Raw genomic sequence first — 13,501 nt, forward strand, 5'->3', positions numbered from 1 at the left:
CGCACGCGTCCGGGCCGCCCGGCGGCGGGTCCGCGCCTCCGCAGCCCGCGCCGCAGCGCAGGTCCACGACGGCGATCGCGGTGGCGGCCGCGGTGGTCGCGGTCGCGGCGGCCGTCGTCGTCTCGGTGATCGCCCTTCGGGGCGGCGACGATCCCGGACGGGCTGCGCCGCCGGCCGCCACCAGCGCGCCACCGTCGCCGCCGCGCACCTCGCCGTCCCGGAGCCCGTCGCGGCGTCCGACGAGCCCGAAGGCGAAGCCGCCGAAGGAGGTCGGCATCCCGGCGGCGTACGCGGGCACCTGGAAGGGCAAGGTCAGGCAGAACGACGGGAAGATGCTCTCGGTGACGCTGGTCCTGCCGAAGGGCAAGCGCGCGGGACGGGTCAGCTATCCGGGGGAGCGCTGCTCGGGCACCGAGTCGTACGTCGGCAGGGCGGGCGGCACGCTGACGCTCCGCGAGCTGATCACGAAGGGCACGGAGCGCTGCGTGCGGTCCGGCACGGTCACGCTGACGCCGAGCGGCAGGCGCCTGATGTTCAGCTACACCGGCAGGTCGAAGACCCGCACCTGGACGGTCGTCGGCCCGTTGTCCCGGTCCTGACGCCCGGCGCGCTCAGCCGAAGACGATGACCGAGCGGGCGACGGCGCCCGAGCGGACGTGCGCGACGGCGTCGTTGACGTCGTCCAGCGGGACGCGCTCGCTGACCAGGCCCTCCAGGTTGAGGCGGCCGCTCCGGTACAGCCCGACCAGCAGCGGGAGGTCGCGGGCGGGGACGGCGTCGCCGCCCTGGGTGCCCATGAGGCGGCGCGAGCCGAACAGCAGGCCGGGCGGGATCTCCAGGTTCTTCCCGGCGGCGGGGCTGCCGACCATGACCGTGGTCCCGCCGGGCTGGGTGGAGGCGAACGCCTTGGCCAGCACCTCCGGGACGCCGGTGACGTCGAAGGCGTAGTCGGTGCCGCCCCGGACGATCTCGCCGACCTGCTTCGGCAGGTCGTCGGCGAGGACGGTGTGGGTGGCGCCGAACCTGGTGGCGAGGTCGAGCTTGGACTCGACGACGTCCGCGGCGATGATCGTGGTGGCTCCCGCGAGGACGGCGCCCTGCACGACGTTCAGCCCGACGCCGCCGCAGCCGACGACGAGGACGCTGGTGCCCGGCTCGACCCGGGCGACGTTGAGGACGGCGCCGACGCCGGTGACGACGCCGCAGGCGGTGAGGGCGAGCAGGTCGAGCGGCGCGTCGCGGTCGACCTTGACGCACATGGCCTCGGTGACGACGGCCTTCTCGGCGAACGAGCCGATGCCGATGTAGGGGCGCACGACCTCGTCGCCGGTGCTCAGCCGGGTCGTGCCGTCCGCGGTGACGCCCATGATCGCCGCCATGCGGGTCCTCCCACTGCACAGGTGCACCCGGCCGCGCGCGCAGTTGCGGCAGCGCCCGCACGGCCCGTTCATGGCGACGACGACGTGGTCGCCCGGCTTGACGGACGTCACGCCGGGGCCGACGGCCTCGACGACGCCCGCGCTCTCGTGGCCGAGGACGCACGGCAGGTGCGTGACGACGGGGCTCTTGCCGTCGATGGCCTTGAGGTCGGAGCCGCAGACGCCCGACGCGGCGATCGCCACGAGGACCTCGCCGTCCTTAGGCGCCTCCACCCGCACCTCGGCGATCTGGAGGGGAGCGCCGTACTCCCGCAGCAGCGCCGCCCGCATCACCGTGCTCGTCACGTTCCGCCCGCCTTCCGGAAGCCGCGCGCGGGGGTCGCGCGCCCGTGCCCTGCGCCGTGCCGGATCCCGCGCCGCGCGGCGCGCCGGCCCGTCCCCGCCCACGCTAGCACCAAGCGTTTGCTTGATCGAGGGGACGGGTGCCGAGGTCGGGGCGTTGACAGTGCCGCGACGGCGAACCTACGCTCGCGACCAAGCGAGCGCTAGGTCACATCGGTGGCCGCTCTCGCCGTGCCCGAACGATTCCGCGGGAGGCGCGCCTTGACGACATCCACGACCTTGCGGGCGAGCGTGCTCGCCGTTGCCGCCGCCCTGCTCGCGGCGTGCGCCACGAGCAACGACGCGTCCTCCGGCGGGGACGGCGCGGCCGGGGTGACCGGCGACTCGGTCAAGGTGGGCGGCGTGCTCACCGTGACGAGCGCGACCGGCTACTCCACCGGCGGCGCCGAGCTCGGCGCCAAGGCCCGGTTCGCGCGCGCCAACGCCGAGGGCGGCGTCCACGGCCGCAAGATCGAGTACATCGGCGCCGAGGACGACGGCATGACCCCCGACAAGGGCGCCGCCGCCGCGCGCCGCCTCGTCCAGAAGGAGAAGGTCTTCGCGGTGCTGCCGGTCAGCGCGCCGCAGTTCGGCGGCGCCGAGTTCCTGGAGCAGCAGAAGGTGCCGTGGATCGGCTGGGCCACCGGGCCGTTCTGGTGCGGCAAGGCCAGCGCGTTCGGGTTCAACGGCTGCCTCGCGCCGAAGCCCGGCCAGAAGACGCAGACCTGGTGGGGCAACCAGGTCGCCGCGCAGCTCGGCGGCGCCAAGGGCAGGACGTTCTGGCTCCAGGCCACCGACTCGACCGCCAGCAAGTACGCCATCCAGACGATCGGCAAGTCGTTCACCGCGGCGGGGTTCACGGAGGCGGGCTCGTCGGCGGCGCTGCCGTCCCAGGCCCCGCCGCAGGACTGGTCGCCCTACGTCAACAAGATCATGAAGAGCGCGGGCGGGAAGGCGCCCGACGTGGTCGTGTCCGTCATGGCCGGCGGCAAGTTCAACACCGGGCTCTACGCCGCGCTGAAGAAGGCCGGCTACAAGGGCCTGATCACCGACGCCACGTCGTACGACCCGAAGGCGATCGCCGACCCGCAGGCCCGGCAGGCGCTGGACGGCGTCTACGCCGCGCCGCAGTTCGAGCCGTACGAGTCCGACCTGCCCGAGGTCGCGAAGATGAAGGCGGACGTGCAGGCGGCCGGCGGCGCGTCCGCCGTCCTCGACCAGCACGCCGCGATCGGGTACTGGTCCGCCGACGTGTTCCTGAAGATGCTGGAGAAGGCCGGCAAGGACCTCACGCGCGACTCCTTCCTCAAGGCCGCCGGGACGTTCTCCTACGAGAACAAGGGCTTCGGCCGCATCCAGTTCCCGGCCGGCAAGACCGAGTCGAACGGCTGCGGCGCGCTCGTCCGGCTGGAGAACGGGACCTTCAAGGTCGCGCAGCACCTCAAGTGCTACGACAACACCACCCTCTAGGCGCGGCACCGTGACCGAACTCCTCGGCTACGTCCTGAGCGGCCTGGTCACCGGGGCGATCTTCGCGCTGATGGCGTCCGGGCTGACGCTGTCCTACTCGGCCACCGGCGTCTTCAACTTCGCGCACGGCGCGGTCGGGTTCCTCGCGGCGCTGCTGTTCTTCGAGCTGACGTCCGGGCTCGGCTGGCCGGTGTGGGCGGCCGGGCCGGTCACGATCCTCGGGGCCGCGCCCGCGCTCGGCTACGCGCTGCACCGGCTGATGTTCCGCGGGCTCGCGACCGCGGGGGAGACCGCGCAGATCGTGGCCACGATCGGGCTCGCCATCGCGCTCCCCGCCCTCGGCCTGTGGACCGTGGACGTGCTCGTCGAGACGTTCGGCGCGGACCTCCCGAAGGTCACCGAGGGCGCGGCGGCGCGCGGGCTCGGGCCCCGTCCCGTCCACTCCTGGCACCCGTTCGGCGGCGTCGGGATCGACTCCGACCAGCTCACCACGTTCGCGCTCGCCGTCCTCGCGGCGGGCGCGCTGTGGGCCGTCATGCGGCGCACCCCGCTCGGCCTGCGGATGCGCGCCACCGTCGACCGGCGCGCCCTCGCCACCCTCCGCGGCGTGGACGCCGACGCCGCGTCCGCGCAGGCGTGGATGCTGGGCACCATGCTCGCCGGGCTCGCCGGGGTCCTCGCCGTGCCCGCGCTCGGGCTGGACTCCGGCGCGTTCACCGTGCTGATGTTCGCGTCCGCGACGGCCGCGGTGTTCGGGCGGCTGCACTCGATCCCCGTGACGTTCGCGGCGGGCCTCGCGCTCGGCGTCGTGCAGAACCTCGTCGCCGGATACGCCGACTTCGCCGAGAAGGTCACCGGGTTCCGGACGGCCGTCCCCGCGATCCTGCTGTTCGGCGGGCTGCTCGTCCTCGGCCGCGCCCGCGGGCGGGCCGCCGGGACGATCGCCGAGGACGCGCCCCCGCCCGACTACCTCGCCGACCTGCCCCGCCTGCGGCGCGCCCTGCCCTGGGGCCTGTCCGTCGCCGCGCTCCTCGTCTGGACGTTCACGCTCGGCGACGACTACTGGGTCGGTCTCGTCGCGCAGGGGCTCGTCCTCGCGCTGATCTTCTGCTCGTTCGTCGTCGTCACCGGCATCGGCGGCATGGTGAACCTGGCCCAGGCGTCGTTCGCCGCGCTCGCGGCGCTCGCCGCCGGCCTCGCGTTCGACAAGGGGCTGCCGTTCCCGCTCGCCGTGCTGATCGGCGTGCTCGCCGCCGTCGCCGCCGGGATCCTCGTGGCGCTGCCCGCGCTGCGGCTCGGCGGCCGGATCCTCGCGCTCGCCACCCTCGCCCTCGCCCTGCTCGCCGACCAGGTGCTCTTCCAGATCGACGCGTTCAGCAACGGGACCGTCGGCTGGAAGCTGCCCGCGTTCTCGCTCGGCGTCGCCGACACCAACGACGTGCGGGTCCGGGTCGTGCTGCTGCTCGCCCTCATCGGGCTCGTGGGCCTGCTGATCCGGAACCTGGAGCGGTCCGCGTCCGGGCGGGCGATCCTCGCCGTGCGGTCCGCGCCGACCGCGGCGCCGTCCGTCGGCATCTCCGCGACCCGCGCGAAGCTGACGCTCTTCGGGCTCGCGTCCGGCATCGCCGGGCTCGGCGGCGTCCTGTACGCGACGTTCAACGGGCAGATCACCGCGACCGACCTGCCCGCCCTGACCGGATTCGTGTGGCTCGCGGTCGTGGTGCTCCAGGGCGTGCGCCGCGTCGGCGGCGCGGTACTCGGCGGCCTGGTCATGGCGCTGTTCCCCGAGGTCCTCGACAACGTCACCGACTCCCCGTACGTCGGGACGATCCTGTTCGGGCTCGGCGGCATGATCCTCGCCCGGCATCCCGACGGCGTCCTCGCCCAGCTCGCCGAGCGCCGCTACCGCCGCCGCAAGCGCCGCGACCGCCTCGCCGCCGCCGAACGCGCCGTCTCGGGGACCCCCGAACCCGCGCGCACGCACGCCGGGGCGACGGAGACCGCTGCCGCCAAGGTCGGCGCCGCTGAGGGCGAACGTGCCGGGTCAGAGGCGGTGCTGCGGCTGGAAGGGGTCGTCGCCGGGTACGGGGACGTGACCGTGCTCCGCGGCGTCGACCTCGCCGTGCCCGCGGGCTCCGTCGTGGCGCTGCTCGGCGCGAACGGCGCGGGCAAGTCCACGGCGTGCGCGGTCGCGGGCGGCACGCTGCGCCCGACCGCCGGACGGGTCCTGCTCGACGGGCGGGACGTCACCGCCCGGAGCGCCTTCCAGCGCGCCCGCGACGGCCTGTACCTGGCCCCCGAGGGCAGGGGCGTCTTCCCCTCGCTGACCGTCGAGGACAACCTCACCGTCTGGCTCCCATCGGCCGCCGACCGGCGGCAGGTGTACGAGCGGCTGCCGCGGCTCGCCGAGCGCCGCGGCGTCCCGGCGGGCGCGCTGTCGGGCGGTGAGCAGCAGATCCTCGCGCTCGCGCCAGCGCTCGTCCGCCCGCCGCGCGTCCTCGTCGCCGACGAGCCGTCGCTCGGCCTGGCGCCGCTGGTCGTCGCGCAGGTCTTCGAGATGTTCGGCGAGCTGCGCGACCGCGGCGTCGCGCTGCTGGTCGTCGAGGAGAAGGCGAGCGAGGTCCTGGCGCTGGCCGACACCGTCGCGTTCATGGGGAACGGGCGCCTGTCGTGGACGGGCCCCCGCGCCGAGGTCGACGAGGACCGGCTGACCTCGGCCTACCTCGGCCTGGCCGCGTCCGCTCCGGATCCCGCGCCGGCCGCGGCCGGGAACGCCCCCGAGGGGGAGCAGTGATCGAGATCGAGGACGTCAGCGTCCGGTTCGGCGGCGTGCACGCGCTCTCGGACGTCGGCCTCGCGGTCGCCGAGGGGCAGACCTGCGGGGTGATCGGCCCCAACGGCGCGGGCAAGACGACGCTGTTCGACGTCGTCACCGGGCTCCGGAGGCCGTCGTCCGGGACCGTCCGGCTGGACGGGGAGGACGTCACGTCCGCGGGCGCGGTGCGGCGGGCCCGGATGGGGCTGCGGCGCACGTTCCAGCGGCCGCAGGTGTTCGGGCGGCTGACCGTCCTGGAGAACGTGCTCGCCGCCGTCGAGTGGCGCGGCGGCGGAGGCGGCCTGGCGGCGGACCTCGTCGGATGGCGCGGGCGGCGGCGGCTCGAACGCGAGCGCCGGGAGCGCGCCATGGCCGTCCTCGACCGCTGCGGGATCGGCGCGCTCGCCGGCGCCTACGCGGCGGACCTGCCGATCGGGCGGCGGCGGATGGTCGAGCTCGCCCGCGCCGTCGCCGACGAGCCGCGGGTGCTGCTGCTCGACGAGCCGACCTCCGGGCTGGACGCCGAGCAGGCCGCGCTGTTCGCCGCGGTGGTCGCGGGGCTGGACGCGACCGTCCTGCTGGTCGAGCACGACGTCGGCTTCGTGATGGGAGCGTGCGAGCGGGTCGTCGTCCTCGACCTGGGCAAGGTCATCGCGGACGGCCCGCCCGACGCCGTCAGGGAGGATCCGGCCGTCCGCGCCGCCTATCTCGGATGACCTGAACCGGGCCGGTTGCGCTCGGATACGTTCTGGAATCCCGCGGGCCCTCGGCGCGGCAGCACACCCGCACCCATACTGGATGCGGCGGGCGACGGAGCGTATCGAACCCCGGGCGCGGAGCCCGGCACAGCGCACGGTGACGATCGGCGCGTCCGGCACCGGCGCGTTCGAACACCGGGCCTCCGGCGGCGGGTCCGCCGGGCGGGAGGCGGTCACGATGCAGCACCCGTGGGACGCGGGCGACGCGCTGCCGGAGGAGGCGACGAGCCTCGTCGGCCGGGCGTCCGAGATCCGCGCCGCCCGCGACGCGCTCGGGCGGGCGCGGCTCGTCACGCTGACCGGCCCCGGCGGCGTGGGCAAGACCCGCGTCGCGCTGCGGGTCGCGCGCGACCTCGCCGGGACGTTCCCGGACGGCGTGCAGATGGTCGAGCTGTCCGGGCTGCGGGACGGGGCGCTGCTGGCCGAGACCGTCGCCGGGGCGATGGGACTGCGCGACTCGATGGCCGCGCCGACGGCCGACCTGCTCGTCGAGTGCCTGCGCGACCGGCGGTTCCTGCTCGTCCTCGACACCTGCGAGCACCTCGTGGCCGACTGCGCGGCGTTCGCGCGAAGGCTGCTCGACGGCTGCTCCGGCCTGCGCCTGCTCGTCACGAGCAGGCAGCCGCTCGGCCTCGCCGCCGAGCGCGTCCTGCCCGTCCCGCCGCTGGCGGTGACGGCCGAGAGCGGCGACGCGGTCGAGCTGTTCGTCGCCCGCGCGTTGGAGGCCGTCCCGGACCTGCCCGTCACCGCGACCGCGCGGCGGCGGATCGCGCTGCTCTGCCGGCGGCTGGACGGCATCCCGCTCGCCATCGAGCTGGCCGCGGTCCGGCTGCGCACGCTGCCGCTGGAGGGGCTCGTCCGGCGCATGGACGAGCTGTTCTGGCTGCTCGGCGACGGCCCCTCGGAGACGCCGCGGCATCAGGCGCTGCGCACCACGGTCGGCTGGAGCCACGAGCTGTGCGCGCCGCCGGAGCGGCTGCTGTGGGCGCGGCTGTCGGTGTTCGCGGGCGGCTTCGACCTCGCGATGGCCGAGCGGGTCTGCGCTGACGAGCGGCTCGACCGGCACGCCGTCGCCGTCGGCCTGGCGGGCCTCGTGGACAAGTCCGTCGTGCACCGCACCGGCGACCGCTACGACATGCTCGACACGCTCCGCGAGTACGGCGCCGCGTGGCTGGAGGCCGTGGAGCCGATCCGCCCGCTGTGCGAGCGGCACCGCGACTGCGTGGCCGAGCTCGCGCGCCGCGCTGCGGACGCGTGGCTCACCGACGCGGAGGAGCGCTGGGTCCGCCGGCTGGACGCCGAGCGCGACAACGTCCGCGCCGCGCTGGAGTTCTGCTTCACCGTGCCGGGAGAGGCACTCGCCGGGCTGCGGCTGGCGGGCGCGCTGTGGAGCACCTGGCTGTGCCGGTCGCGGTTCACCGAGGGCCGGTACTGGTTCGACCGCGGCCTGGAGCTCGTCACCGAAGCCGTCCCCGAGCGGGCGGACGCGCTGTGGCGCAACGCGTACCTGTGCACGAACCAGGGCGACTCGCCCGAGGCGTTCCCGATGGCCGCCGAGGCGCTCGCCCTCGCCCGCCGCGGCGGCGACGAGCCCGCGTACGCGCGGGCGCTGCGCACGCTCGGGACGGCCGCCACCTTCGTCGGCGAGCACGACCGCGCCGGGCGCTGCTTCGAGGAGGCGCTGGCCGTCATGCGGGAGCGCGGGCTGCGCGGCGACCTGATCATGCTGCACGTCCTGCGCGGCTTCCACCGGGCGCGCAGCGGGGAGCCGAAGACTGCGCTCGCCGAATGCGACGAGGCCCTCCACCTGCTGAGGAACGCCCCGAACGAGATCTGGATCCGCTCCTGGGCCGGCTACGTCAAGGCGCTGGCCCACTGGTTCCTGGACGACGTCGAAGGCTGCGCCCGCGAGGTCCGGGCGAGCCTCGCCGCGTTCCGCCGGATCGACGACCCGGTCGGCCTCACCAACACCTTCGAGCTGCTCGGCTGGGTGTTCGCGCGCCGCCGCCAGTACGCGGAGGGCGCCGTCCTGCTCGGCGCCGCGTCCCGCTACCCCGCGAAGGTCGGGGTCCCGCGCCTCGGCGACACGGCGCTGGAGTCGCTGCACGAGCAGCTCGAAGGGCAGGCCCGCTCGGCGCTCGGCCTCGACCGGTTCACCGCCGAGCACGAGCGCGGCATGGCCCTCACCCTGGACGAGACCGTCCGCTTCGCGTGCGGCGGCGCCTGAGCCCCGCCACCGGACCGGTGTCCCGGTCCGTCCCACCGGCCGACTAGAATCTCGTTCGGCTGAAGGGGAGGGCCGCGATGGGCGTGGAGCCGACGGTACGCGACGGGCTGGACCGGGACGAGACGGCGGCGCTGACCGCGCTCGCCGCCCGGATCCGCGAGCTGACGGAGGCCGCCGTCCTCACCGGCGCCGGCGCCGGTGAGGCCGCCGCGGTCGCGGACGAGCTGGCGGCGCTCACCGCGCGCCTGTCCGCCGTCCGCCGCGCCGCCCCGCCGTTCACCGGCACCGGTGAGAGCGGCATCGACCGGCAGATCGCCAACCCCGTCGCCGGAACGATCAACCCCATCGCCCCGCCCGTCGACATCGAGGTCACCCCGGACGGCATCGCCCGCGCCGAGTTCACCCTCAGCCAGGTCTACGAGGGGCCGCCCGCCTACGTCCACGGCGGCGTCTCCGCGATGGTGCTCGACCAGGTCCTCGGCATGGCCGCCGCCGCCACCGGCAACCACGGCATGACCGCGACCCTGGAGCTGCGCTACCGGCGCCCGACCCCGCTCGGCGTCCCCCTCCTCGTCGAGGCCAAGGCGAGCCGCACCGAGGGCCGCAAGATCTACGCCGACGGCGCCATCACCGGCCCCGACGGGCGCGTCACCGTCGAGGCCACCGCGCTGTTCGTCATGCCCCGGCGCTGACCTCCCCGCCCGTCCCGGCGCCCTCCCGCACCGGACGCGGCAGCAGCGCCAGCGCGCCCAGCGTCAGCGCCGACGCCACCAGCATGGCCACCGAGATCGCCTGCCAGCCGAAGTCGTGCAGCAGCCACGTCGCCAGCAGCGGCGCCGGCCCGCCGGCGACCACCGACGCGAGCTGGTACCCGATGCCCGCCCCGCCGTACCGCAGCCGCGTCGGGAAGCACTCCGCGATCAGCGACGCCTGCGGCCCGTACTGGATCGCGTGCGGGATCTGCGCCACCACCACCGCGACGACCACCAGCACGGCGACCTCGGTGTTGAGCAGCGCGAAGTAGGGGAACGCGACCACGGCCACGAGCAGCGACCCGGCCGCGTAGACGCGCCGCCCGCCGATCCGGTCGGCGAGGTGCCCGGCCGCCGGGATCGTGAACAGCTCCAGCACCGCCGCCGCCGTCACCGCGCTCAACGCCAGCGCCTGCGCCATCCCGAGCGTCTTGTGTATGTACGTCAGCGCGAAGGACGTGAAGATGTAGAACGGCATCTGCTCCGAGCAGCGCAGCAGTGCGCTCAGCACGATCTCGCGCGGATACCGCTTCACGACCTCCGCCACCGGGACCTCCGCCACCTCCCGCCGCTCGACGACCTCCGCGAACAGCGGCGTCTCCATCACCCGCACCCGCACCCACAGCCCGATCGCCACGAGCACGAGGCTGAACAGGAACGGCAGCCGCCACGCCCAGTCCTCGAACGCGTCCTTCGCCGACAGCGCGATCGCCGTCATCGCGCCCGTCCCGAGGATGAGCCCGATCGGCACGCCGATCTGCGGCAGGCTCGCCATCAGCCCCCGCCGCCTCCGGTCGCCCCACTCCATCGACAGCAGCACCGACCCGCTCCACTCGCCGCCGACCGCGATCCCCTGGAGGACCCGCAGCAGCACGAGCAGCACCGGCGCCGCCACGCCGATCGACTCCGTCCCCGGCAGCACGCCGATCAGCGCGCTCGACACCCCCATCAGCACGAGCGTGACGATCAGCGTCGCCTTCCGCCCCAGCCGGTCGCCCCAGTGCCCGAAGATCGCCGCACCGACGGGCCGCGCCGCGAACCCGACCGCGTACGTCGCGAACGCCGACAGCGTCCCGGCGTAGTCGGTGGACTCGGGGAAGAAGACGTCCTTGAAGACGATCGCGGCCGCGGTGTTGTAGAGGAAGAAGTCGTACCACTCGATGGACGTGCCGACGACGCTCGCGACCGCCGCCGTCCGGACCTGCCGCCGCCGCTCGTCCGCCTCGGCCGCACCCGCCTCGCGGGCCCGTCCGGCCTCTCCGGGATCCAGGACCATGGGAGCTCTTTCCCTCAGACCGCCCCCGCCGGTAACCCAGTAGTGCCCGACGGTCTTCCCACCCGCCCCTCGCCGGAAACCGCTTCCCAGCCGATACCGCGCGCTGCGACGCCGGGTAGCGGCACGAGGCGCCCGCGTACGGCCGCGGACGCCCGTGCCCGACCGTTCACACAGCCGGTAGCTCGCTGATGATGGCCCAGACGACCTTGCCGCAGGAGAGCGGCCGCCATCCCCAATCGGCCGCGAGCGCCCCGACGATCAGCAATCCGCGCCCATGCTCGGATCCCAGGTCGATCGCTGCGGCGAGCGGCGGCGCGGGATCGTCGTCCCACACCTCCAGGGTGACGCGTCCGGGCGCGTCCAAGCAGGCCCGAAACGAGATGAGCCCTGCATGGCGCAGAGCGTTGGTGACGAGCTCACTGGCGATGAGCACCGCGTCGTCCTTGAGATGGGCGGCTCCCCAGTCGTCAAGGGCCACCTTGAGCACCTCTCGCGCGACACACACCGCAGTGTCGACGGGTTCGAGGTCGAGCGCTACATGCGGCCGGTCCAGGGGTTCGATGTAAACGGTCACTGTCCCGCCTCCTGGCAGGTCTCGGCTGGTCCCGCTCCCCGACCGGAACCTAACACATATGTCATAAGTAGCGTTCGGTTTCGCCGAGCCGAGAGCCCGGCGGTTGCCGCCGCGGCGCTAGGGTCGTCCGCGAGGACATCGGGCGAGGGAGAGCAGATGGGCTTGGAGCGGCCGCGAGCGCGGTACCGCCAGGTCGCGGACGAACTCCGCGAAGCGATCGTCCGGGGTGACTTCGGTCCTGGCGATCCTCTGCCGAGTCAGCCCGAGCTCGCACGGAAGTACGGGTTGAACCAGACGTCCATCAATCGCGCTATCGCGCTGCTTGAGGCCGAGGGGGTCATCCGCACCGAGCACGGGCGAGGATCGTTCGTCGTGGACGTGCCGACAGTGCGGCGTGTGCGGCGCATCCCCGCGCCTGAGGGTGGCACCGGCAGCAGCTTCGCGGACGAGGTACGGGAAGCCGGGATGAACCCGAGCACCGACCTCGTGAGGGCGGAGGCCGTCGTGGCTCCCGTCGGCATCGCCCGGCTGCTGGAGATCGAGTCCGATGCTCCCGTGCTCGTCCGTGAGCGGCATATGTACGCCGATGACCGGCCGGTGCAGCTCGCCACCTCCTACATCCCGCTGTCCTTGGCCGGGAGCGTCGAGTTGGCCTTCCCGGACACCGGGCCTACCGGCATCTATCGGCGGCTGGCCGAACGCGGGCATCGGGTCGCCCGGTTCGCCGAGGAGATCGAGGGGCGCCGTCCTCTACCCGAAGAACTCGACTTCCTCCGTGTCGGCCGGGGCGGGTTCGTGCTCGAAGTGCGGCGCTTGGCGTACGGCGAAGAGGGGAAGCCCGTCGAGGTGACGATCAACGTCTTTCCCGGGCAGCTCTGGCGGCTCAGGTACGAGTGGGCGGCCGAAGGTGCCGGGTGATCCGCCGCTGCACTCGGTGAGCGTCACCGGCATCGTGCTGCGCGAGGACGGGCGCGTCCTCGCCATCGAGCGACGGGACGACGGACGTTGGGTGCCGCCGGGAGGGGTGCTTGAACTCGACGAGGCGCCGGAGAGCGGCGTCGCGAGGGAAGTGTTCGAGGAGACCGGCGTCCTCGTCAAGGCCGAGGGGCTTACGGGCGTCTACAAGAACATGGTGATGGGTGTGGTGACGCTGGCCTTTCGCTGCCATGTCATCGGCGGCGAAGGGCGTGCCACCGACGAGGCCGCGGCGGTCGCCTGGCTCACCATGGAGGAGGTCGGCGCGAAGATGCCGGAGGCTCGGGCGGTCCGGGTTTTCGATGCGGTGCGGGTGGGTGGGCCGTTTGTTCGGGTTCATGACGGGACGCGCGTCATCTAGAGCCTGTTTCTTGGATCAGGTGCGTAGCCAGATGAGCAGGACGGCGATGGTGATGGTGCCGGTGAACAGGTAGCCGCGTTTGTCGAAGCGGGTTGCGACGGCGCGGAACTGCTTGAGGCGGTTGATGGCGCGTTCGACGGTGTTGCGTTGCTTGTAGCGCTCGGGGTCGAAGCCGGGCGGGCGTCCACCGCGGCGTCCGCGGTCGTGGCGGTGCTGCCGCTGGTCGGCCGGCACCGGGATGGTGTGCGCGATCCCGCGTCGCCGCAGATACGCCCGGTTGGCCCGCGAGGAGTAGGCCTTGTCGGCCAGCACATGATCGGGACGGCGGCGTGGGCGGCCCGGGCCCAGCCGTGCGACACCGATGGCGTCCAGGACCGCGACGAACTGCGGGCTGTCACCCCACTGACCGGGAGTGACCAGGAAGGACAGCACCCGACAGCACCCGACAGCGGCCGTCGGCGGCCAGATGAATCTTGCTGGACAGCCCGCCGCGGGAACGTCCTAGTGCTTCGCCTGCCGGGCCACCTCCTCCA

Annotated in this window: 10 protein-coding genes and 3 pseudogenes; 9 read left to right on the top strand and 4 right to left on the bottom strand. The window is 73.9% G+C overall.

The window, feature by feature from the left end:
• Window positions 1–599 (top strand): annotated as a pseudogene (locus E1300_RS50705) (hypothetical protein); the annotation flags it as partial.
• Between the two features lie 12 nt (window positions 600–611).
• Here E1300_RS50705 and E1300_RS40125 read toward each other — a convergent pair.
• A complete protein-coding gene (locus E1300_RS40125; RefSeq protein WP_131762536.1) occupies window positions 612–1,709 on the bottom strand; it encodes an alcohol dehydrogenase catalytic domain-containing protein in 1,098 nt (365 codons plus the stop codon).
• 273 nt (window positions 1,710–1,982) lie between these two features.
• Between E1300_RS40125 and E1300_RS40130 the strand changes: the two genes are divergently transcribed.
• The 5 genes from E1300_RS40130 (at window position 1,983) to E1300_RS40150 (ending at window position 9,722) form a co-directional block, all read left to right on the top strand.
• The gene (locus E1300_RS40130) at window positions 1,983–3,230 is read left to right on the top strand and encodes an ABC transporter substrate-binding protein (protein ID WP_207400228.1); all 1,248 of its coding nucleotides are present in this window, start codon (window positions 1,983–1,985) and stop codon (window positions 3,228–3,230) included.
• A gap of 10 nt (window positions 3,231–3,240) precedes the next feature.
• Entirely contained in the window at window positions 3,241–6,024 is a 2,784-nt protein-coding gene (locus tag E1300_RS40135) for an ABC transporter permease subunit (RefSeq protein ID WP_131762522.1), read from the top strand.
• The gene (locus E1300_RS40140; protein WP_131762524.1) at window positions 6,021–6,761 is read left to right on the top strand and encodes an ABC transporter ATP-binding protein; all 741 of its coding nucleotides are present in this window, start codon (window positions 6,021–6,023) and stop codon (window positions 6,759–6,761) included. Before E1300_RS40135 ends, E1300_RS40140 begins: the two co-directional genes overlap by 4 nt.
• An 82-nt stretch (window positions 6,762–6,843) precedes the next feature.
• On the top strand, window positions 6,844–9,030 hold the full coding sequence (locus E1300_RS40145; protein WP_131762526.1) for an ATP-binding protein: 2,187 nt from the start codon (window positions 6,844–6,846) through the stop codon (window positions 9,028–9,030).
• Between the two features lie 77 nt (window positions 9,031–9,107).
• A complete protein-coding gene (locus E1300_RS40150) occupies window positions 9,108–9,722 on the top strand; it encodes a PaaI family thioesterase (protein WP_131762528.1) in 615 nt (204 codons plus the stop codon).
• Here E1300_RS40150 and E1300_RS40155 read toward each other — a convergent pair.
• Both E1300_RS40155 and E1300_RS40160 read right to left on the bottom strand, forming a co-directional pair.
• The gene (locus tag E1300_RS40155; RefSeq protein WP_131762530.1) at window positions 9,706–11,058 is read right to left on the bottom strand and encodes an MFS transporter; all 1,353 of its coding nucleotides are present in this window, start codon (window positions 11,056–11,058) and stop codon (window positions 9,706–9,708) included. The genes E1300_RS40150 and E1300_RS40155 overlap by 17 nt on opposite strands.
• Window positions 11,059–11,224: 166 nt before the next feature.
• Entirely contained in the window at window positions 11,225–11,632 is a 408-nt protein-coding gene (locus tag E1300_RS40160; protein WP_165503208.1) for an ATP-binding protein, read from the bottom strand.
• Between the two features lie 156 nt (window positions 11,633–11,788).
• Between E1300_RS40160 and E1300_RS53010 the strand changes: the two are divergent.
• The 3 genes and pseudogenes from E1300_RS53010 to E1300_RS40170 all read left to right on the top strand — a co-directional run.
• A pseudogene (locus E1300_RS53010) lies at window positions 11,789–11,992 on the top strand (winged helix-turn-helix domain-containing protein); the annotation flags it as partial.
• Window positions 11,993–12,004: 12 nt separating this feature from the next.
• Window positions 12,005–12,550 (top strand): GntR family transcriptional regulator, encoded by a 546-nt coding sequence (locus tag E1300_RS40165; protein WP_242619692.1) that lies wholly within the window; start codon window positions 12,005–12,007, stop codon window positions 12,548–12,550.
• Between the two features lie 16 nt (window positions 12,551–12,566).
• Window positions 12,567–12,968, top strand: a complete 402-nt coding sequence (locus E1300_RS40170) for an NUDIX hydrolase (RefSeq protein WP_207400229.1) — start codon at window positions 12,567–12,569, stop codon at window positions 12,966–12,968.
• 15 nt (window positions 12,969–12,983) lie between these two features.
• On the opposite strand, the pseudogene E1300_RS40175 reads toward E1300_RS40170, so the two are convergent.
• Window positions 12,984–13,501: pseudogene (locus E1300_RS40175) on the bottom strand (IS5 family transposase); the annotation flags it as partial.

It is taken from the genome of Actinomadura fibrosa, assembly GCF_900659615.1.
In the GTDB taxonomy this organism is placed as follows: Bacteria; Actinomycetota; Actinomycetes; order Streptosporangiales; family Streptosporangiaceae; genus Spirillospora; species Spirillospora fibrosa.

What these genes read in the sequence shown, in the direction of transcription:
- E1300_RS40125 (WP_131762536.1), bottom strand. Translation starts at nt 1,709, where the DNA reads ATGCGGGCGGCGCTGCTGCGGGAGTACGGCGCTCCCCTCCAGATCGCC.
- E1300_RS40145 (WP_131762526.1), top strand. Translation starts at nt 6,844, where the DNA reads ATGCGGCGGGCGACGGAGCGTATCGAACCCCGGGCGCGGAGCCCGGCA.
- E1300_RS40150 (WP_131762528.1), top strand. Translation starts at nt 9,108, where the DNA reads ATGGGCGTGGAGCCGACGGTACGCGACGGGCTGGACCGGGACGAGACG.
- E1300_RS40155 (WP_131762530.1), bottom strand. Translation starts at nt 11,058, where the DNA reads ATGGTCCTGGATCCCGGAGAGGCCGGACGGGCCCGCGAGGCGGGTGCG.